Source organism: Paracoccus sp. SCN 68-21 (assembly GCF_001724535.1).
Lineage (GTDB): Bacteria > Pseudomonadota > Alphaproteobacteria > Rhodobacterales > Rhodobacteraceae > Paracoccus > Paracoccus hibiscisoli.
In genome coordinates this window covers 87,423-108,075 of sequence record NZ_MEES01000006.1, presented here as the reverse complement: position 1 = coordinate 108,075, position 20,653 = coordinate 87,423, and the positions used below count along the sequence as shown (strand labels likewise).

Genomic DNA, 20,653 nt, shown 5'->3' with positions numbered 1-20,653 from the left:
ATGGACGACCTGACCCGACTGGCCATCCGGCATGACACCGACAAGTTCGGGTTGCATGACTATACGCCGGTCTATGACGCCCTGTTCGGCCCGTGGCGCGACAGGCCGGTGCGGGTGTTGGAAATCGGCGTCGGCGCTATGGGCATGTTGATCGCGGCGGCGGGTCGCTGGCGATGTGGCGCGACTATTTTCCCCAGGGCCGGATCGTCGGGCTGGATCTGGCGCCCAAGCGGCTGGATCTGGGCCCGCGCGTCAGCATCCGCCAGGGCGCGCAGGCCGACCCCACGGTCATCGCCGCCGTGATCGCGGAGGAGGGGCCCTTCGACATCATCATCGACGATGGCAGCCACCGTCCCGATGACGTGCTGGCCTCGTGGCGGCTGCTGGGGCAGGCGCTGGTGCCCGGCGGGATCTATGTTGTCGAGGATGTGCAGACCGCGTTCATGACGGCGTTCGGCGGCTCGGTCGATCTGTCCGCGCCGAACCATCTGGCGGCGCTGCGCGATCTGGCCATCGACCTGGGCGCGGGCCGTCCGGTCGAACCGGCACTGCAACGGATCGAACGCCACCACAACCTGATCGTCCTGGTCGCGGCGGATGGACCCGCACCCGATCTGATGCAGGCGCCCGATGCGTTGCGGGCCGCCGCCGGGGGCCAGGGGGCGCTGTGGCAGGGCGGTGGCGGGACGGGCGCGCCGATCGTCGCGCTGCCCGTCGATCGTCTGAGCAGCGACGCGGCCCTGACCCAGGCCCTGGAGGGGCGTGCCGATGGCGAGGCGCTGGTCTTTGCCTGCCCCGAGGACACGGATCTTCTGCGCCGTCTCTTTGTCCAGATCGACCATCACGAAATCGCGGCCATCACGCCCGGCAGCCCGGTCCTGGCTGCGGCGGCGCGGGTGCTGTCGCTGGTGATCGTGCCGGGCGGCGTGATGGTCGTGCAGGGCCCCAACGATTTTCCGTCGATCCGCGCCTATTACCTGGGATCGCGGCGTGCCGTCCTGGCGCAGCGTTGGGTCCAGACCGTCCTGCTGGACCCGGACACGCAGCCCAGCCAAGCGCAGTTGCTGGGCCTGCTGGACCGGGCACTGCTCTATGCCCGGCCGGGCAGCAGCGGACCGATTCAACGCCGCCTGGCGGAGATCGGCTCCGATGACGCCGGAGGGCTGCAGCTGCAGATTCTGGCGGCGGGACGTGGCGGCGATTGGGGGCCGGTCGCGACTGTGGCGCTGGCCTGCGCGGCGCGCAGCACGGAGGCCGTCATGTCCGACGGCTATCGTCTGGTTGCGGCATGGGCCTGGGCGCGGGCCGGGTCATGGTCCGATCTGGCGACCTATCTGGGCAACGATGCCACCCCCGAGGAGCTGACCCTGATCCTGACCGCGCGTGCCCACGCGACCCCGACGCCCGGGGACGGACCCGAGGCCGAGGCGCTGACCGGAATGGTCCGCGCGGCCCGGCGCGACCTGCGCGAGGCGCGCAAGCCGCAGCCGGCCTGAGGTCAGACGACCACGCCGGCCCCTTCGGTTGCGGGGCCTGCGACGGCACGGAAGGCCGCGAACAGCTCGCGGCCCATGCCCTCTTGGCTGTCCGAGGCGTCGTGGACAGCCGGGGTGCGGCTGTCGAAATCCGCCTCCAGGCATTCCAGCGTGCCGTGGCCCGCATCCAGGCGCACCATGTCGCCGTCGCGCAGCCGCGCCAGGGGGCCGCCCATCGCGGCCTCAGGGGACACATGGATCGCGGCGGGCACCTTGCCCGAGGCGCCCGACATGCGCCCGTCGGTCACCAATGCGACCTTGAGGCCCCGATCCTGCAGCACGGCCAGCGTGGGCGTCAGCGAATGCAGCTCTGGCATGCCATTGGCGCGCGGCCCCTGGAACCGCACGACGACGATCGTGTCCTCGGTGAACTCACCGGCGCGGAAGGCGGTCTTGACCGATTCCTGGTCCTGGAACACGCGGGCGCGGGCCTCGATCAGATGGCGTTCGGGGGCGACGGCGCTGATCTTGATGACGCCACGGCCCAGATTGCCCTGCAGCTGCTTCAGACCGCCCGATGCGGCGAACGGGTCGCTGGCGGGGCGCAGAATGCGGTCGTTCAGCGTGGTCCGCGCGCCATCCTCCCACCGGATGGCGGTGCCGTCCAGCTTGGGTTCGCGGACATAGCTGTCCAGCCCCGACCCGGTGATCGTCTTGACGTCCGGGTGCAGCAGGCCCGCCTCCAGCAGCTGCCCAATCATATAGCCCAGGCCCCCCGCCGCGTGGAAATGGTTCACGTCGGCCAGGCCGTTGGGATAGACCCGCGCCATCAGCGGCACGTTTTCCGACAGGTCGTGGAAGTCGGCGATGTCGATGATGACCCCCGCCGCCCGCGCCATCGCGGGCAGGTGCAGGACCAGATTCGTGGACCCGCCCGTGGCCATCAGGCCCACGATGCCGTTCACGAAGGCGCGTTCGTCCAGCACCTGTCCGGCGGGGGTGTATTCGTTGCCCAGGTTGGTGATTTTCGCGGCGCGCTGGACCGCGGCCACTGTCAGCGCCTCGCGCAGCGGCGTGTTCGGGTTCACGAAGCTGGAGCCGGGCAGGTGCAGGCCCATGAACTCCATCAGCATCTGGTTGGTGTTCGCGGTGCCATAGAAGGTGCAGGTGCCCGCCGAATGATAGCTGGCCATCTCGGCCCGCATCAGCTCGTCGCGCCCGACCTCGCCGGTGGCGAACTGCTGGCGGACCTTGGATTTTTCGTCATTGGGCAGCCCGGACGGCATCGGACCGGCGGGCACGAACACCGCCGGGATATGCCCGAACGTGGCGGCGGCGATGATCAGCCCTGGCACGATCTTGTCACAGACGCCCAGATACAGCGCCGAATCGAAACAGTCATGCGACAGCGCCACCCCTGCCGCCAGCGCGATCACGTCGCGGGAAAACAGCGACAGCTCCATCCCCGGGCGCCCTTGGGTGACGCCGTCGCACATCGCCGGCACGCCGCCCGCGACCTGCACCGTGGCCCCCGCCGCGCGACCGGCAGCGCGGATCACGTCCGGGTAACTTTCGAACGGCTGATGCGCCGACAGCATGTCGTTATAGGCCGTCACGATCCCGATATTGGGCTTTCGCGTCGTGGCCATGTCGGTCTTGTCGTCCATCGCGGCGTAGGCATGGGCCTGGTTGCCGCAGGACAGATGCGCGCGGGCCGGTCCGTCCTGCGCCGCGCGGGCGATCTTGGCCAGATAGGCGCTGCGGCTGTCATGGGACCGTTCGCGGATGCGGTCGGTGACGCGGTCGATCATGGCGTGAAGGGTCATGGGGGCCTCCTCTGGCTTTGCGACACTATACGCCGTTAGCGTTAACGGTTCAACCATTGCCGGCACAGGCTTGTGCGCGGGGGTGGGGCGTGTCAGATCGACCGCAAAAGGAGTTTTGCCATGAGCGAACTGCACCCCGCCAACGACCATGCCGACCAGCCGGTCACCCATCCGAACGACCGCGCCGTGATCCGGTTGCGCCCGAAATCCAAACCGCAGGCGATCCGCCACGGCTTCCCCTGGGTCTTTGCCGATGAGGCCGTGCTGGACCGCCGCACCAAGGCCCTGCCCCCCGGCGGCCTGGCCGTGCTGGAGGATGCCGAGCGTCAGCCCCTGGGCCTGGTCACGGTGAACCCGGTCAGCAAGATCATCGCCCGCGTGATGGACACCGATCCTGGCGCGGTGATCGACGGCGCCTGGCTGCGCGCCCGCCTGACCCGCGCGCTGCAGATGCGCGCGCGGATCTATGATCAGCCGTTCTACCGCCTGGCCCATGCCGAGGCCGACGGCCTGCCGGGTCTGGTCATCGACCGCTTTGGCGATGCGGCGGTGATCCAGCCCAACGCGGCCTGGGCCGATGGGATGGTCGAGGAGATCGCCGACGCGCTGATCGACGTGACCGGCGTTACGACCGTCGTCGTGAACGGGCAGGGCCGGTCGCGCGGCCTGGAGGGGCTGGCCGAGCGGCTGGAGGTCATCCGCGGCACCGCCCCCGACGCGCCCGTGCAGGTGCACATGAACGGCGCGACCTATCTGGCCGATCTGATGGGCGGGCAAAAGACCGGCCTTTTCTTCGACCAGCGCCCGAACCACGCATTCACGCAGACCCTGGTCGATGGCGGCGAGGTTCTGGACGTGTTCAGCCATGTCGGCGGTTTCGGTCTGGCCGCGCTGGCGGCAGGTGCGGACCGCGCGCTGTGCATCGACGGCAGCGCCCCGGCGCTGGAACTGGCGCGCGGCGGGGCGGCGGCCATGGGGGCCACCGACCGGCTGGAGACACGACAGTCCGACGCCTTTGACGCGCTGGAGGCGCTGGCCGCCGAAGGGCGGAGCTTTGACGTGGTGGTCTGCGACCCGCCGGCCTTTGCGCCGTCCAAGCCCGCGCTGGAAAAGGGCCTGCGCGCGTACGAACGTGTGGCCAAGATGGCCGCGCCTTTGGTCGCGCCGGGCGGCTATCTGGTGCTGTGCAGCTGTTCGCATGCGGCCGATCTGACCGCGTTCCGCAATGCCAGCGCACGCGGCATCGGGCGCGGCGGGCGTCGCTCGGTCCTGATCCATACCGGTCAGGCCGGGCCCGACCATCCGACCCTGCCGCAGCTTGCCGAGACGGGTTATCTCAAGGCGCTGTTCTTTCGGCTGGACTGATGCGCGCGGTGCTGGACGCCAACGTCCTGTTCCCCACCATCCTGCGCGAGATCCTGACGGATCTAGCGCAGGCGGGCCTCTATGACGCGCTGTGGTCCGACCGCATCCTGGAGGAATCGGAACGCGCCGCCGCCCGCATCGGCCCCGATGCGGGCAGCGTTGCCGGGGCTGAAATCGCGCTGCTGCGCCTGCGGTTTCCGCAGGCCGTACAGGCGGATGACGGCCAGCGGGCGATCGACCTGGACTTTCCCGACCCCGCCGACCGCCATGTGGTCGAGGCCGCGCTGGCCGGCCGCGCCTGCCTGATCGTCACCGCCAATCTGCGCGATTTTCCGCAGCGGATGATGGCGGCCTTAGGCCTGCGCGCCATCCATCCCGACGCCTTCCTGCTGGATCTGCACCGTACCGACCCGCAGGCGGTCCTGCGCGCGCTTCACGCTGCCCGCGACAGGGCAGAGGCCGCGGGCGGTGCCATGAGCATGGCCGAAATGCTGAAACGCTGCCGCCTTCCGCGCCTTGCGCGCGCAGTGAAAGGTTGAACGGCATTGCTGTTATCGCTAACAAGGGGTAAGGCGGACGCCACCCAACAGGAGGACAGCATGGTCTCTCGTGTCATTCCGGTCGATGACTTCGACCTCGTGATCTTTGGCGCCACGGGCGATCTGGCGCATCGCAAGATCCTGCCCGGTCTGTTCCGGCGCTTCAAGTCCGGGCAGATCCCGGCCAGCGCCCAGATCATCGGCGCCGCGCGCACCGAACAGGACGATGACGGCTTTCGCGCCGAGGCCGAAAAGGCCATCTGCGAATTCGGCGGCGCGACCAAGGGCGACGCCGATCTGGCCGAGTTCCTGGCGCTGCTGGGCTATGTGGCCATCGACGCGCGGGGCGAGGGCGGCTGGCAGGCGCTCAAGGATCGGATGCGCAAGGGTGCGGTCCATGCGTTCTATTTCTCGGTCGCGCCGGCGCTGTTCGGCGATATCGCGGAACGGCTGGCGGGCCACGGCATCGCCGATGATGACAGCCGCATCGTGGTGGAAAAGCCGTTCGGCCGCGATCTGGCCAGCGCGCGTGCGCTGAACGCCACGCTGGCGCAGCATTTCACCGAACAGCAGATCTATCGCATCGACCATTATCTGGGCAAGGAGACCGTCCAGAACCTGATGGCCGTGCGCTTCGCGAATGTCCTGTTCGAGCCGCTGTGGAACGCGCAATATGTCGACCACGTCCAGATCACCGTCGCGGAGACCGTGGGCGTGGCCGGGCGCGGCAGCTATTACGATAAATCCGGGGCGATCCGGGACATGGTCCAGAACCACATGATGCAGCTTCTGTGCCTGATCGCGATGGAGCCGCCCTATCACTTCGACCCCGATGCCGTGCGCGACGAAAAGCTCAAGGTGATCCGCGCGCTGGAGCCGCTGGAGCCTGCCGACATTGTCCGCGGCCAGTATCAGGGCGAGGGAAGCGACTATCTGACCGATGCCGAGGACCGCGATTCGCGCACCGAGAGCTATGTCGCGATGAAGGTGCGGATTTCCAACTGGCGCTGGCAGGGCACGCCCTTCTACCTGCGCACCGGGAAAAAGCTGCGCGCCCGCACCAGTGAGATCGCGATCACCTTCAAGGAACCGCCGCATTCGATCTTTGACGACAGCGGCGTGCCCAAGGCCAACGAGCTGGTCATCCGCCTGCAGCCGAACGAGGGCATGAACCTCAAGGTGATGATCAAGGAGCCGGGGCCGGGCGGCATGCGCCTGGTGCAGGTGCCGCTGGACATGTCCTTTGCCGATGCCCTGGGGCCGGAGGGCGCGGACATGCCCGACGCCTATGAACGGCTGATCATGGACGTGATCCGCGGCAACCAGACCCTGTTCATGCGCGGCGACGAGGTCGAGGCGGCCTGGGCCTGGACTGACCCGATCATCAAGTCCTGGGAGGAGGGCAAGCGCCGTCCCGAACCCTATGACAGCGGATCTTCGGGCCCCGAGGAGGCGTTGCGCCTGATGCACCGCGACAACCGCCGGTGGAGGGAGATCAGGGCATGATGGATTTCAAGGAATACCCCGACCGCGAGATGCTGGCCTTGTCGCTGGCCGACCGCATCGCGTCCCAGCTGGCGCAGCACCTGCGCGGCAATGACCGCGCGACGCTGTGCGTGCCGGGCGGCACGTCGCCCGCGCCGGTCTTCGAGACGCTGTCGGGCACGGACCTGGACTGGTCCCGCGTGACCGTGGTCCTGGGCGATGAGCGGTGGGTGGACGGCGATCACAAACGCTCGAACTCGCGGCTGTTGCGGCGGCATCTGCTCAAGGACAAGGCGGCGGCGGCGGATTACATCGACCTCTATACCGGCGATGCCTCGCCCGATCTGGCGACCGAGGGGCTGGCTGCGCGTCTGGCGCCGCATCTGCCGCTGACGGTGGTGCTGCTGGGCATGGGTAACGACATGCATACCGCCAGCCTGTTCCCCGGCGCCGACCATCTGGAGGCCGCGATGGCCCCGGACGCGGCCCCCGTCATGGCGATCCGCGCCGAGGGCGCCGAGGAAACGCGCATCACCCTGACGCGCCCCGTGCTGGCCGATGCGCTGAACATCCACGTCCTGATCATGGGCCCCGAAAAGCGCGAGGCGCTGGACCGCGCGCAGAAATCGGACCCGATGGACGCGCCGATCCGCGCCTTTCTTGACCAAGCCACCGTCCATTGGGCGGAATGAGGGACTGACCATGACCGAACTCTGGACCCGCCTTCAGGATCACCGCAAGGCCCAAGGGTCGGCCCGGATCGAGGATCTGTTCGACGCCGACCGCGCCACCGATTACCGGGTGCAGGCGGACGGCCTGACCTTTGATTACTCCAAGACGATGATCGACGCGAGCGCGCGCGATCTGCTGCTGCAGCTGGCCGCCCCCGTGGCCGCTCGTCGCGACGCCATGTTCGCGGGCGAGAGGATCAACGAGACCGAGGGCCGCGCCGTCCTGCACACCGCGCTGCGCAACCTGCAAGGCAGCGTGACCGTCGATGGCCAGGACGTGATGCCCGCCGTCCGCGACACCCATGCGCGCATGTCGGCCTTTGCCGCCAGCATCCGCGACGGCAGCATTGCGGGGCAGGGCGGTCGCTTTACCGATGTGGTCAATATCGGCATCGGCGGATCGGACCTGGGACCGGCGATGGCCGTGCTGGCGCTGGCGCCCTATCACAACGGGCCGCGCACGCATTTCGTCAGCAATGTCGACGGCGCGGATATCGCCGACACGCTGAAGGGGCTGGACCCGGCGACGACGCTGGTGATCGTCGCCTCCAAGACCTTCACCACCATCGAGACGATGACCAACGCCCAGACCGCCCGCGACTGGATGGCCAAGGCGGTCGCCGATCCGGGTGCGCAGTTCGTGGCCCTGTCCTCGGCCAAGGCCAAGGCCGGCGATTTCGGCATCGACGAGGCGCGCGTCTTTGGCTTTGAGGATTGGGTCGGCGGGCGCTATTCGGTCTGGGGCCCGATCGGGCTGTCGCTGATGCTGGCGGTCGGCCCGCAGGCCTTCGATCAGTTCCTGGCCGGGGCCGCCGCGATGGACGCGCATTTCCGCGATGCCCCTCCGGCGCAGAACCTGCCGGTGATGCTGGCCCTGACCGGAATCTGGCACCACCAGATCTGCGGCTATCCGACCCGCGCGGTGCTGCCCTATGACAATCGCCTGATGCGGCTGCCCGCCTATCTACAGCAGCTGGAGATGGAGTCGAACGGCAAGCGCGTCGCAATGGACGGCAGCGACCTGTCGGTCGTCTCGGGCCCCGTGGTCTGGGGCGAACCCGGCACGAACGGCCAGCACGCCTTCTATCAGCTGATCCACCAGGGCACGATGCCGGTGCCCTGCGAGTTCATCCTGGCCGCGCGCGGGCACGAGCCCGATCTGGCCCATCACCACATCCTGCTGGCCGCGAACTGCCTGGCGCAATCCGAGGCGCTGATGCGCGGCCGCAGCTTGGACGAGGCGCGCGCCCTGATGGCCGCCAAGGGGCTGGAGGGGGCCGAGCTGGACCGCCAGGCCCGCCACCGCGTGTTCCCCGGCAACCGCCCCTCCACCACGCTGTTGATGGAGCAGCTGACGCCCTTTGCCCTTGGCCAGATCGTGGCGCTGTACGAACACCGGGTGTTCGTGGAGGGCGTGATCCTGGGCATCAACAGCTTTGACCAATGGGGGGTCGAGCTGGGCAAGGAACTGGCGCTCAAGGTCGAGCCGCTGCTGAAGGGCGAGGACGCGCCGGGGCATGACGCCTCGACCGAGGCGCTGGCCGCGCTGATCCGGCAGATGCGCGGCTGAACCCGCCGCCGCGACACCCGAAGGCCGCCCCTGTGCATCGGGGCGGCTTTTCCTTTTCGCCCTGAGCGGCTAGGGTCCGCGCGGCACAGCGAAAGGTCGGATCATGGCGTTCTTTACCAAATTGCGAGAGCGGCTGACGCGGTCCTCCTCCAAGATCGGGGCGGGGCTGGACGATATCGTCGCAGAGAGCCCGGCCCCCGCCGGCGATCCTGTCGTGGCCCCGGCTGCCGCGCCCGAACCCTCGGGCCTGGTGGGTCGGCTGTTCGGTCGCGCCACGGCCCAGCCCGAAGAGCCGCGCCGCGCGCTGGACGACGCCATGCTGGAGGAGCTGGAGGACATGCTGGTCCAGGCCGATCTGGGGGTCGAGACCGCGCTGCGCGTCACCGCCAACATCGCCGAGGGTCGGATGGGGCGGCGCGTCTCCTCGACCGAGCTGAAGGAACTGCTTGCCGCCGAGATCGCGCGCATCATGGCCCCCGTGGCGCGTCCCCTGCCGATCTATCCGAAAAAGCCGCAGGTCGTGCTGGTCGTCGGCGTCAACGGCGCGGGCAAGACCACCACCATCGGCAAGCTGGCCAGCCAGTTCCGCGCCGCGGGCAAATCGGTGGTGATCGCCGCGGGTGACACCTTCCGCGCGGCCGCCGTGGAACAGCTGCAGGTCTGGGGCCAGCGGGCGGGCGTGCCGGTCATGGTCGCGCCGCAGGGCAGCGACCCGGCAAGCCTCGCCTATGACGCGATGGTGCGGGCCGAGGCCGAGGGCGCGGACCTTTTGATGATCGACACCGCCGGCCGGTTGCAGAACCGCCAGGACCTGATGGAGGAGCTGGCCAAGATCGTCCGCGTCATCCGCAAGAAGGACCCCGAGGCCCCGCACAACACCCTGCTGGTGCTGGACGCCACCACCGGCCAGAACGCCCTGAGCCAGGTCGAGACCTTCCGCAAGCTGGCCGATATCTCGGGGCTGGTGATGACCAAGCTGGACGGCACGGCGCGGGGCGGTGTGCTGGTGGCGCTGGCCGACCGGTTCGGCCTGCCCATCCACGCGATCGGCGTGGGCGAGCAGATCGACGATCTGGACGCCTTTGACGCCGAGGAATTCGCCCGCGCGCTTGTCGGCCTTCAGGCCCCCGACGAGGTGCCGCGCTCCCGATAGGGGGTGCTGCCATACTGCGCCCGATAGCATTTCGAGAAATGCGACGGGCTGGAAAACCCCGATGCCAGCGCGATCTCGATGATCGACATCTCGGTCTGCATCAACAGGTTGCGGGCCCGCGACAGCCGCGTCTCCATGTAATAACGTTTCGGGCTGCGGTTCAGATAGCGGCGGAACAGACGCTCCAGCTGGCGGGTGGACATGCCCGCGTCCAGGGCCAGCTGGGCGGGGCTGATCGGGTCCTCAAGGTTCGCCTCCATCCGCGCGATCACGGCGGCCAGGCGCGGGTGGCGCACGCCGATGCGCGTCGGGATGGACAGGCGCTGGCTGTCCTGATCGGTGCGGATCGCGGTGTGCAGCATCTGATCGGCCACGTCGGCGGCCAGCGCGTCGCCATGCGCCAGCGCGATCAGGTGCAGCATCAGATCGATCGAACTGGTGCCCCCCGCCGCCGTCAGCCGGTTGCCGTCATGGACAAAGACCGACCGGAACAGGTCGACCTCGGGGAAGGCCTCGGCCAGGCCGTCATGGTTCTCCCAGTGGATCGTGGCCTTGCGCCCGTCCAAGAGCCCCGCCTCGGCCAGGACCCAAGTGCCAGTGCAGACCGCGCCCATCGCCGCGCCGCCGCGCGCCTGTCGGCGCAGCCAGGCCAGCACGGGGCGCGTCGCCTCGCGCGCGATGTCGGTGCCGCCACAGACGATCACGACCTCGTCCCGGCCCGGCGGGGGGGCGTCGGGGTCCAGGCCCGCATCGACCATCACCCGCGTGCCGTTCGAACAGGTCGCGCCGTCGGGCCGTGTGCCCACCAGCCGCCAGTCGAACAACACCCGCCCCGAGGCCCGGTTGGCCAGGCGCAACGGCTCGATCGCCGCCGTGAAGGGCAGCATGGTGAAACGGTCCAGCAACAGGAAGGTGAAGCGGCGCGGTTTGTCTGCAGGCGTTTGCGATGGCATGGGGGCTGTCTTTGCGTGCGGTTCCGCCCGGCACCCAAACAGCCTTTTGACGCCACGGCAAGGGGCATGCGCCACGCGGTCCGGCAGGCCTTTTCCTGCCCGGTGTTAGCGTTTATACCGGCGCTGCATTTTCAAGGAGCGCAGGACATGACGCAGCAGATCCGCAAGACCGCCACCCAGACTTGGGACAAGGCCGGCTGGCGCGCCTATCCGCGCGTCCAGATGCCCGATTATACCGACGCGGCGGCGCTGAACGCGGTCGAGGATCAGTTGCGCCGCTATCCGCCTCTGGTCTTTGCCGGAGAGGCGCGGCGCCTCAAGGCGCAGCTAGCCGATGTGGCCGCGGGGCGCGGCTTCCTGCTGCAGGGCGGCGATTGCGCCGAGAGCTTTGGCGAATTCAGCGCCGACAACCTGCGCGACACGTTCAAGGTGCTGCTGCAGATGGCCGTGGTGCTGACCTGGGGCGCGCAGATGCCGGTGGTCAAGGTCGGCCGCATGGCAGGCCAGTTCGCCAAGCCGCGCAGCGCGCCCACCGAGGTCCTGGACGGGGTCGAGCTGCCCAGCTATCGCGGCGACATTATCAACGGCTTTGATTTCACGGCGCAATCGCGCATCCCCGATCCGCAGCGGATGCTGGCGGCCTATACGCAGGCGGCGGCCTCGCTGAACCTGCTGCGCGCGTTTTCCACGGGCGGTTTCGCCGACATGCACCGCGTCCAAAGCTGGATCGCCGATTTCGTCGACGGCCCCGAGGCCGCGAAATATCGCGACATCGCGGGGCGCATCGGGGATGCGATGGCCTTCATGCAGGCGGCAGGCGTCAATTCCGACACCGCGCATCAGCTGTCCAAGGTTGATTTCTACACCAGCCACGAGGCCCTGCTGCTGGAATACGAAGAGGCGCTGGCCCGCATCGATTCGACCACCGGCCTGCCGGTGGCGGGGTCGGGGCACATGCTGTGGATCGGCGACCGCACGCGTCAGCCCGACGGCGCCCATGTCGAATTCTGCCGCGGCGTGCAGAACCCCATCGGCCTGAAATGCGGCCCGACCACCACGGCGGACGACCTCAAGGTGCTGATGGCCAAGCTGAACCCCGAGAACGAGGCGGGCCGCCTGACGCTGATCGCACGGTTCGGCGCGGGCAAGGTGGGCGATCACCTGCCGCGCCTGATCGAGGCGGTCCGGGCCGAGGGCGCGAATGTCGTCTGGTCCTGCGATCCGATGCACGGCAACGTCATCAAGTCGTCGACCGGCTACAAGACGCGCGCCTTTGATTCGATCCTGCGCGAGGTCCGCGAGTTCTTCGCGATCCACAAGGCCGAGGGCACGATCCCCGGCGGCGTGCATTTCGAGATGACCGGCAAGGATGTGACCGAATGCACCGGCGGCGTCCGCGCCGTGACCGACGAGGATCTGTCCGACCGCTATCACACCGCCTGCGATCCGCGCCTGAACGCCAGCCAGTCGCTGGAATTGGCCTTTCTGGTGGCCGAGGAGCTGCGCGCCCGGCGCGAGGATGCGGCCCCGGCGCGCACCGCCGCCGCCGTCTGATACCGAAAGGCCCCGCATCGGCGGGGCCTTTTCATTTCCAGCGCCGATGGACCCAGAACCACTGGTCCATGTGCCGCCGGATCAGCATCTCCAGATCGTCGTTCAGCGCCTGCATCATCACCCGCGGCTCGTCCGGGGCGACGGGTGCTCCCACATGCACGCGAAACGACAGCCCGTCCGGCTGGCGGATGCCGCAGATCGGCACCAGCAGCGCGTCATAGCGGCGCGCCAGTTCGGCGGGCGTCAGCACGGTGCGCGTGGGCAGGTCGAAGAACCGCAGCTCGGCCCCCTCGCGGTCGAACTGGTCGAACCCCAGGGCCAGCCAGCCGCCGCCCTTGAGGAACCGCAGCATCGCCGACAGGCCCGACCGGCCGCGCGGGAACAGCGGCTCGGCGATGGCGGTGATGGCGGGGACATAATGGCGGTTGAACGCCTCGTTGTTCATGGGCCGGTAAAGCGCGCCCACCGGCCAGCCGCGCGCCGACAGCGCGGCGCGCATCGCGTCGTAATTGCCGAAATGCGCGCAGGCCAGGATGACGGGTCGGTGGCTGTCAAGCGCCGCCTCCAGTGCGGCAAGGCCCGGCCCCTCCAGCGGGTCGTCGCGGCGGATGCGGTCGGTGAATGCGTCGCCCGAATAGATCTCGGCCAGGGAGCGGCCCGCATTGTCGGGGACGGCGCGCACCAACGCCTCGACCTCGGCGGCTGGCAGGTCGGGGAGGGCCAGCGCAAGGTTGTCGCGGATGCGCCGCCGCCAGCCCGCGACCGGCGCGATCACATGCGCAAAGACCCAGCCCATCGCCGGGATGCGCCGATGATAGGGCAGCAGGCGGGCCAGCCCCATGATCGCCAGAAAGGCGCCGTTCGCCAGGCGATCGGTCAGCGTGGATCGGTCGTCGCGCATGATGCCTCCTTGGCGGCTCGGGCCTCTCGGGACCAGACATAAAGGCCCGCGGCCACGATGATCGCGGCCCCCGCGACGGTCCACAGATCGGGAAGCTGGCCAAAGAACACGTAGCCCCACAGCCCAGCCCAGATCAGCCCGGTATAGCCGAAGGGCGCCAAGGCGCCCGCCTCGGCCGCGCTGAAGGCCTTGACCAGCAGATACTGGCTGATGGTGCCAAAGATGGCCAGCGCCGCAAAGGCCCACAGATCGCCCACAGCCACCGGCTGCCAGAACATCGGCACCACCGCGCTGGAGGCGATGGAGCCCACCACCGCCGACCACAGGACCGATGTGGCCACCGAATCGGCCCGCACGATCCGCGTCAGCAGCGCGCCCGCCGCATAGGTGAAGGCCCCCGCCAGCGGCAGCAGGGCGGCGGGCTGGAATACGCCCAGGCCGGGGCGGATGATCAGCATCGCGCCGACCAGCGCGACTGCGATGCCCGCCAGACGGCGCACACCGATCCGTTCGCCCAGAAACAGCGCCGCACCCAGGGTGATCAGGACCGGGTTCAGGTCCATGATCGCCGTGGCCTCGGCCAGGCCGATATATTGCAGCGAGGTGAAGAACAGCGTGACCGACCCCAGCTGCATAATCGCGCGCGCGAATTGCGTGCCCGGCTGGCGGGTGCGCAGCAAGGGCAGCATCGCGCCGCGAAAGATCAGCGCAAAGATCAGCAGGTTGCCCACAAACCGCGCCCAGATGACCTGGGCGGGGTGATAGGTCTGGGTCAGGTGCTTGGCCGTGGCATCCATCAGCGTAAAGCCCAGGATCGCCGCCAGCAGCAGCGCGATGCCCCGCGCCTGGTCCGATCCGGGGCGGCGCAACCCGTCCCGTTCGCGGCCCATCAGGGCAAAGGCCCGCGCCAGCACCCGCATCAGCGCGCGGCCTGGCGATCACCGGGGCAGGCCGCCCCGGTCGCACCGCATGCGGCGGCTGGCGTCACAAAAGCGCCTTGGCGCGCTCCACCACGGCTTCGGCGGTGATGCCGAAATCCCTGTACAGCGCGGGGGCGGGGCCGGATGCGCCGAACCCCTCCATGCCGACAAAGGCCGAGCGGTCCTCGTTGCCACGCTCGCCCAGCAGCAGCCAGTCCCAGGGCTGGCGGATGGCAGCCTCGATGGCGATGCGGACCGTGTTTGCGGGCAGGACCGACTGGCGATAGTCGCGCGGCTGGTCGCGGAACAGCTCCATCGACGGGACCGACACGACGCGTGTTGCGATGCCCTGGGCCTCCAGCGCGTCGCGGGCGGCGACGGCGATCTCGACCTCAGAGCCGGTGGCCATCAGCACGACCTTGGCCTCCGCGCTGGCCTCGCGCAGGACATAGGCGCCCTTGGCGGTCAGGTTCTCGCCCGTCGCCTCTCGCAGCAGCCGCAGGTTCTGGCGCGACAGGGCCAGGACCGAGGGCGTGGCGTCCTGCGACAGGGCGATCTCCCAGGCCTCGGCGGTCTCGATCTGGTCGCAGGGGCGGAAGGTCAGCGTGTTGGGCGTCGCCCGGCAGATCGCCAGATGCTCGACCGGCTGGTGGGTCGGGCCGTCCTCGCCCAGGCCGATGCTGTCATGGGTCATGACATAGACGACCGGCAGCCCCATCAGCGACGACAGGCGCATCGCGCCGCGCGCATAGTCGGTAAAGGTCAGGAACGTCCCGCCATAGGGCCGGAAGCCGCCATGCAGCCAGATGCCGTTCATCGCCGCCGCCATGCCGTGTTCGCGGATGCCGTAATGGATGTAGCGGCCCATGCGGTTCTCGGGAGAGAACACACCCTGACCGCCGGTCTTGGTGTTGTTGGACCCGGTCAGGTCGGCCGATCCGCCGAAATTCTCGGGCATCTCGGCATTCAGCACCTCCAGCACGTTCTCACTGGCCTTGCGGGTGGCGACCTCGGGCTTGGCCTCCAGGGTCTGCACCTTGAAGGCGTCGATGATCGCGTTCAGGCGCGGGTTCGCCTCGGTGCCGATGCGGCGGGCAAAGTCGTTGCGGGCCGCGTCGTCCAGCGCGTCCACGCGGTCGTTCCAGGCGGCGCGGGCGGTGGCGCCGCGCTGGCCGATGGCGCGCCAGTCGGCGACCACCTGGTTCGGGATGTGGAACGGCTCGTGGCTCCAGCCATAGGCCTCGCGGGTGGCCGCGATCTCGTCCTTGCCCAGTGGCGATCCGTGGGCCTTGCTGCTGTCGGCCTTGTTGGGCGCGCCAAAGCCGATGATCGTCTTGCAATCGACCAGCGTCGGGCGGCCGTCATCCTGCGCGGCCTCGGACAGGGCGCGGTCGATGTCGGCGGCGTCATGGCCGTCGCAGGACAGCACGCGCCACCCGGCGGCGGCAAAGCGGGCGTGCTGGTCGGTGCGGTCCGACAGGCTGACGCGGCCGTCGATGGTGATGTCGTTGTTGTCCCATAGCACGATCAGGCGGCCCAGCTGCTGGTGGCCGGCCAGGGCGATGGCCTCGTGGCTGATGCCCTCCATCAGGCACCCGTCGCCGGCGATGACCCAGGTGCGGTGGTCGCACAGATCCGCGCCGAACTCCGCACGCATCGCCTCCTCGGCGATGGCAAAGCCCACGGCGGTGGCCAGGCCCTGGCCCAGGGGGCCGGTGGTGGTCTCGACCCCCTCGACATGGCCGTATTCCGGGTGGCCCGCGGTGATCGCGCCCAGCTGGCGGAAATTGCGGACCTGATCCAGGGTCATCTGCTCATAGCCGCTCAGGTGCAGCAGCGAATAAATCAGCATCGAGCCGTGGCCCGCCGACAGGATAAAGCGGTCGCGGTCGAACCAGTGCGGGGCGCTGGCGTCGAATTTCAGGTGGTTGCGGAACAGGACCGTGGCGACATCGGCCATGCCCATCGGCATGCCTGGATGGCCGGAATTGGCGGCCTCGACCGCGTCCATGGACAGCACGCGGATCGCGCTGGCCAGGGTCCAGTGGTCGGGGTCGGCGGAGCGGCGCGCGGCGATATCCATGGCGAAATCCTTGCGGGACTGGGGGACATGTGAATGCGGTTACGCGGCGTTGTTAGGGGCTTGGCCGCGCGGTTGCAAGACGCGCTCAGCCCTGGGGCTTGGGGGTCAGGGGGCGCACTCGCAGGCGACTGATGCGGTTCTCGCGCCGCGTCACCACCTCGAACCGATAGCCCGCGAAACTGAACACCTGCCCCTGTTCGGGGATCGACTGCGCCATGTGGATGACCAGACCCGCGATGGTGTTGGCCTCGTCATCGGGCAGGTCCCAGTCCAGCTGGCGGTTCAGGTCGCGGATCGTCATGCCGCCCTCGACCAGATAGTCGCCGCTTGCATTGGGCTTCAGCGTCTGGTCCTCTTCGGTGTCATGCTCGTCGGCGATCTCTCCGACGATCTCCTCCAGGATGTCCTCCAGCGTGATCAGACCGCGCAAGGACCCGTATTCGTCCACCACCAGTGCGAAATGCGTGCGCCGCTTCAGGAATTCGCGCATCTGTTCGTCCAGGGCGCTGGTTTCGGGCACGAAATAGGGCGGCATGACCACGGTCATCAGGTCGAACTGACGGGCGGCTGCGGCATCGTCGGCATTGCGCACGGCGCGGTTCACGGCGCGCAGCAGGTCCTTGGCATGGACCACGCCCACGATGTTCTCGCGCTCCTCGCGATAGACGGGCAGGCGGGTGTGGGGGCTGGCCAGGACCGTCTCCAGGATCTTGGCGGGGGGCAGGTCGGCGTCAATCATCTGGATCTCGGAGCGGTGGCGCATGATCTCCTCGACGGTGCGGTTGCCCAGATCCAGCGCGCCCAGCAGGCGGTCGCGATCCTCCTTGTTGACGGCGCCTTGCGCGTGACCCAGGGACAGCGCGCCCTCGATCTCCTCCTCAAGGGAGAACATGTGCTTGCCCGGATCGGTCTTGAGGCCCGCCACCGCCAGCATGACGTTCACGATGGCGCGCACCACGCTGACGATGGGGGCCAGCACGATGAGCAGGATGCGGATCGGGCGCGCCACGCGGCTGGCCACGGTCTCGGGCGCCGAGATGGCATAGGTCTTGGGCATCACCTCGGAAAAGATCAGCACCAGCACGGTCATGACCAGCGTGGCGATGGCCACGCCGCTGGCGCCCAACAGGCGCGTGAACAGCGCGGTGGCCAGGCTGGCGGCCAGGATGTTGACCACGTTGTTGCCCAGCAGGATCGCGCCGATCAGGCGCTCGCTGTCGGCGGTGACCCTGACGGCGGCCTCGGCCCCGGTATCGCCCTTGTCGGCGCGGGCGCGCAGCTTGGCCTTGCTGGCGGCGGTCAGCGCGGTCTCGGACCCCGAGAAAAAGGCCGACAGCAGCAGGCAGATCAGGATCGCCCCCGCCGTCATGAGGGTTGCGAAATCCAGCGTGGTCATCAGGTCGTCCATGGGGTCCTGTTCGGGTCAAGGGGGTGATCATCCACCGCCACGGGGCGCGCCAGCGGATGATGGTTCAGAACGAGATCGCGCATGCGGTGGTTCAATACATGCGTATAGATTTCAGTAGAGCCCAGATCGGCATGGCCCAGCAGCATCTGGATGCTGCGCAGATCGGCGCCGCCCTCCAGCAGATGCGTGGCAAAGGCGTGGCGGATCACGTGCGGCGTGACCTGGGCGGGGTCGATGCCAGCGGCCATCGCCATCTGTCCCAGCAGCCGCGAAAAGCTCTGCCGCGGCAGGTGGCCCGCGGCACCCGGCGCAGGGAACAGCCAGCGCGCGCCCTTTCCCGCCAGCAGGCGCGCCATCGCGCTGCCCTGCGGGGCCGCGTCGCGCACCGCCAGCCAGTCGCGCAGCGCGGCCCGCGCGGCCTGGCCCAGGGGGACCATGCGTTCCTTGCCGCCCTTGCCGCGGATCACCAGCACCGCCGGATCGCCCCGGCACCCCGAGACCGGCAGGCTGACCAGTTCGCTGACGCGCATGCCGGTGGCATACAGCATCTCGATCAGGCACAGGTTGCGGCTGCGGTCTGCGGGCGTGCGCCCGATGCCGGGGGCGGCGTCCAGCAGCGCCTGGATCTGGTCCTGCGTCAGCGTGCGCGGGATGCGCTGCGACCGGCCGGGGCCCGCGATGCGGATGGCGGGGTCGTCCTCGCGCCAGCCCTCCTCCAGGGCAAAGCGGGTGAACTGGCGGATGGCCGACAGGCGGCGCGCGCGGGTGGCCCGCGACAGGCCCTGCGCGTCGCAATGGGACAGGTAATCCTCGACCTGCTCGCGTGTCAACGTGGCCAGCGTCAGCCCGCGCGGCCCCAGCCAGTCCGACAGGTCGCGCAGGTCGCGACCGTAAGCCAGCAGCGTGTTGCGCGCGGCCCCGGCCTCGGCGGCCTGGGCATCCAGAAAAGCGCCGATGGCCTGATGATCGCGGCTCATTGCGGGGCCTGGATCTGGGGCAGCAGCGCGATCTGGGTCTGGGCGCGGTCGGCGTCATGGCCCAACCCAAGGGCGCGCAGCATGGCGATGCCGCGCCCGGCACGCGCCAGATCGCCCTCAAGCGCCGCATCGATATCGGCCATCGCGGTCAGCAGCGCCTCGCCGCGCTGTGCGGCGGGGGGCGTTGGGACGGGGGCCGACATCTCGGGGGCGGGGTCGGGCAGGGGTGCGTCGCGCAGGCCCGCCCAGGCCCGCAGCAGGTCGGCCACCTCGCGCGCGCGCGCGTCTGGAATGTCGGCGGGCAGATCGCCCGCGACCATCCCCGCCAGCAGATCGGCCATGCCCGCGCGGCGGAATTCGTCAAAGGCGCGGGGCAGGGCCTGCGCCAGATCGCCGCCGGTCAGCGCGGCCTCCAGCGTGCGCATGACGCCCGCGCGTTCCCAGACCCCGCCCGATGCGGCGGGGCGCTGTTCGCCATAGATTTGGCGCAGGGTCGGGGCAGGCAGGGCGCCGGTGCGGGCCAGACGCTCGGCCGCCTCCAGGCGGGCCTTGAAGCCGCTGTTCAGCCGCAGGTCCGATTGCGCAAAAGCCACCGGCAGCGACAGCGTCGGCAGCGGCTGGCCCACAGCCTCGTGGATGCGGAAATCCAGGGGGGTCATCCGCTCGGCCGGTTCCAGCAGCTCGGCCGTATCGACGAAGGCATCGTCCAGGAAATGCGTCAGCAGGATCGCCTGGCGTTCGTCGATCAGGCCAAGCGCCTCGGCGCCGTGCAGGCTGACCGCGGCGGCGGCCCAGTCCCCGGTCTGCGCCAGACAGAAGATGCGCGCCGCAAAGCTGGGCGCGATGCCGGGGGTGCCGTTCATGATGGCGCAGGCGCGGCCCTCATCGCCCTCCAGCAGGGCGATGTCGAACATCCGGCGAAAGATCTCGGGCTGGCCGGGGCCTGCGGCGACCAGCAGGGCCTGCGCCTCCTCCAGCGCGCCCATGTCCAGCAGGCGATCAGCGCGGGCCAGGAACAGCTGGCCGCGCGTCTCTCCGTTTCCGGTGGGCGGGGCCAGCTGCGCGGTCAGCAGGCGGCGCATCAGCGCCTGCATGGATTGCAGCCGCGCGGGCGTGGCCAGCACCATGCGCGACAGCACCTGCGGATCGCTGCCCGACCACAGATCGACGGGCAGGCCCGCGCGGCGCGGGCTTTGCGTGCCGGTCTGGTCGGGGTCGCCCTGATCCAGGCGCGTGACCTGCACGGGACCGACCGCGCCGCTGGTCGCGACCGCTTGCGGGCGCGCGCCGGGACGAGGGGGCGGGATATCGCCCGGACGCCAGGCCGAGCTTTCGCGCGCGGGGCCGCGCACGCTGCCCGACAGCCAGTCGCTGGCCGACAGCGGCTGCTGCTGCGCGCCGCCCAGGGCGGGCAGCAGCGCCAGTCCCAGGGCCAGAACGGGTCGGATGTCAGTTGCCATCGGTCGCGGGGGCCGGTTCTGCGGCGGTGGGGGCGTTCAGTTGCAGGGGGCTGCGCACTTCCTGACGGGTGGGGGCCATGTCGCCGAAATAGGCATAGCCCGCCAAGCCGATCAGGCCCGCCAGAATCAGCACCACCAGCAGTTTCAACATCCGCATTGCATTCGCCTTTTGCTCGACCGTGTTCGTTGGTTCATTGCCGGTCTTGGGCCGGCTGCTGGCGAATATATATGGCAATTTCCGAAAGATCACGTC

The 20,653-nt window shown here is 69.2% G+C and carries 17 protein-coding genes; 8 read left to right on the top strand and 9 right to left on the bottom strand.

Features of this window, described 5'->3' with window-relative positions:
- The first annotated feature begins 92 nt into the window (after window positions 1-92).
- Window positions 93-1,496 (top strand): class I SAM-dependent methyltransferase, encoded by a 1,404-nt coding sequence (locus tag ABS73_RS03675; RefSeq protein ID WP_277023127.1) that lies wholly within the window; start codon window positions 93-95, stop codon window positions 1,494-1,496.
- Between the two features lie 2 nt (window positions 1,497-1,498).
- On the opposite strand, the gene edd is transcribed toward ABS73_RS03675, so the two are convergent.
- Complete coding sequence (gene edd, locus ABS73_RS03670; RefSeq protein ID WP_277023130.1) at window positions 1,499-3,301, bottom strand: phosphogluconate dehydratase; 1,803 nt, start codon at window positions 3,299-3,301, stop codon at window positions 1,499-1,501.
- 120 nt (window positions 3,302-3,421) lie between these two features.
- On the opposite strand from edd, the gene ABS73_RS03665 reads away from it, so the two are divergent.
- From ABS73_RS03665 to ftsY, 6 genes are all read left to right on the top strand, one after another.
- The gene (locus ABS73_RS03665; protein ID WP_277023132.1) at window positions 3,422-4,666 is read left to right on the top strand and encodes an RSP_2647 family RNA methyltransferase; all 1,245 of its coding nucleotides are present in this window, start codon (window positions 3,422-3,424) and stop codon (window positions 4,664-4,666) included.
- On the top strand, window positions 4,666-5,205 hold the full coding sequence (locus tag ABS73_RS03660) for an RSP_2648 family PIN domain-containing protein (protein ID WP_277023135.1): 540 nt from the start codon (window positions 4,666-4,668) through the stop codon (window positions 5,203-5,205). The genes ABS73_RS03665 and ABS73_RS03660 overlap by 1 nt, the downstream gene beginning before the upstream one ends.
- 60 nt (window positions 5,206-5,265) lie before the next feature.
- Entirely contained in the window at window positions 5,266-6,711 is a 1,446-nt protein-coding gene (gene zwf / locus ABS73_RS03655; RefSeq protein ID WP_277023137.1) for a glucose-6-phosphate dehydrogenase, read from the top strand.
- Window positions 6,711-7,382, top strand: a complete 672-nt coding sequence (gene pgl / locus ABS73_RS03650) for a 6-phosphogluconolactonase (RefSeq protein WP_277023203.1) — start codon at window positions 6,711-6,713, stop codon at window positions 7,380-7,382. The genes zwf and pgl overlap by 1 nt, the downstream gene beginning before the upstream one ends.
- 10 nt (window positions 7,383-7,392) lie before the next feature.
- A complete protein-coding gene (pgi, locus tag ABS73_RS03645) occupies window positions 7,393-8,991 on the top strand; it encodes a glucose-6-phosphate isomerase (RefSeq protein ID WP_277023140.1) in 1,599 nt (532 codons plus the stop codon).
- Between the two features lie 103 nt (window positions 8,992-9,094).
- Window positions 9,095-10,144: a signal recognition particle-docking protein FtsY gene (gene ftsY, locus ABS73_RS03640; RefSeq protein ID WP_136856911.1), complete on the top strand. Its 1,050-nt coding sequence runs from the start codon at window positions 9,095-9,097 to the stop codon at window positions 10,142-10,144.
- Here the strand turns inward: ftsY and ABS73_RS03635 are convergent.
- Window positions 10,111-11,097 (bottom strand): GlxA family transcriptional regulator, encoded by a 987-nt coding sequence (locus ABS73_RS03635; protein WP_277023144.1) that lies wholly within the window; start codon window positions 11,095-11,097, stop codon window positions 10,111-10,113. The two genes, ftsY and ABS73_RS03635, sit on opposite strands and share 34 nt — an antisense overlap.
- A gap of 147 nt (window positions 11,098-11,244) precedes the next feature.
- Here ABS73_RS03635 and ABS73_RS03630 point away from each other — a divergent pair, with 147 nt between their 5' ends.
- A complete protein-coding gene (locus tag ABS73_RS03630) occupies window positions 11,245-12,651 on the top strand; it encodes a class II 3-deoxy-7-phosphoheptulonate synthase (protein WP_277023147.1) in 1,407 nt (468 codons plus the stop codon).
- Window positions 12,652-12,682: 31 nt separating this feature from the next.
- On the opposite strand, the gene ABS73_RS03625 is transcribed toward ABS73_RS03630, so the two are convergent.
- From ABS73_RS03625 to ABS73_RS03595, 7 genes are all read right to left on the bottom strand, one after another.
- A complete protein-coding gene (locus ABS73_RS03625) occupies window positions 12,683-13,552 on the bottom strand; it encodes a lysophospholipid acyltransferase family protein (RefSeq protein ID WP_277023149.1) in 870 nt (289 codons plus the stop codon).
- A complete protein-coding gene (locus ABS73_RS03620) occupies window positions 13,528-14,472 on the bottom strand; it encodes a DMT family transporter (RefSeq protein WP_277023151.1) in 945 nt (314 codons plus the stop codon). Before ABS73_RS03620 ends, ABS73_RS03625 begins: the two co-directional genes overlap by 25 nt.
- 64 nt (window positions 14,473-14,536) lie before the next feature.
- Window positions 14,537-16,555 carry a transketolase gene (gene tkt, locus ABS73_RS03615; RefSeq protein ID WP_277023154.1) on the bottom strand — a complete coding sequence of 673 codons (2,019 nt, stop codon included), beginning with the start codon at window positions 16,553-16,555 and terminating at the stop codon, window positions 14,537-14,539.
- A gap of 85 nt (window positions 16,556-16,640) precedes the next feature.
- Window positions 16,641-17,963 (bottom strand): HlyC/CorC family transporter, encoded by a 1,323-nt coding sequence (locus ABS73_RS03610; RefSeq protein WP_423805185.1) that lies wholly within the window; start codon window positions 17,961-17,963, stop codon window positions 16,641-16,643.
- Window positions 17,951-18,940, bottom strand: coding sequence for a site-specific tyrosine recombinase XerD (locus ABS73_RS03605; RefSeq protein ID WP_277023156.1), 990 nt, complete (start codon window positions 18,938-18,940; stop codon window positions 17,951-17,953). Before ABS73_RS03605 ends, ABS73_RS03610 begins: the two co-directional genes overlap by 13 nt.
- On the bottom strand, window positions 18,937-20,400 hold the full coding sequence (locus ABS73_RS03600; RefSeq protein ID WP_277023159.1) for a hypothetical protein: 1,464 nt from the start codon (window positions 20,398-20,400) through the stop codon (window positions 18,937-18,939). The genes ABS73_RS03605 and ABS73_RS03600 overlap by 4 nt, the downstream gene beginning before the upstream one ends.
- Window positions 20,390-20,557: a hypothetical protein gene (locus ABS73_RS03595; protein WP_169306285.1), complete on the bottom strand. Its 168-nt coding sequence runs from the start codon at window positions 20,555-20,557 to the stop codon at window positions 20,390-20,392. Before ABS73_RS03595 ends, ABS73_RS03600 begins: the two co-directional genes overlap by 11 nt.
- Window positions 20,558-20,653 lie beyond the last annotated feature (96 nt).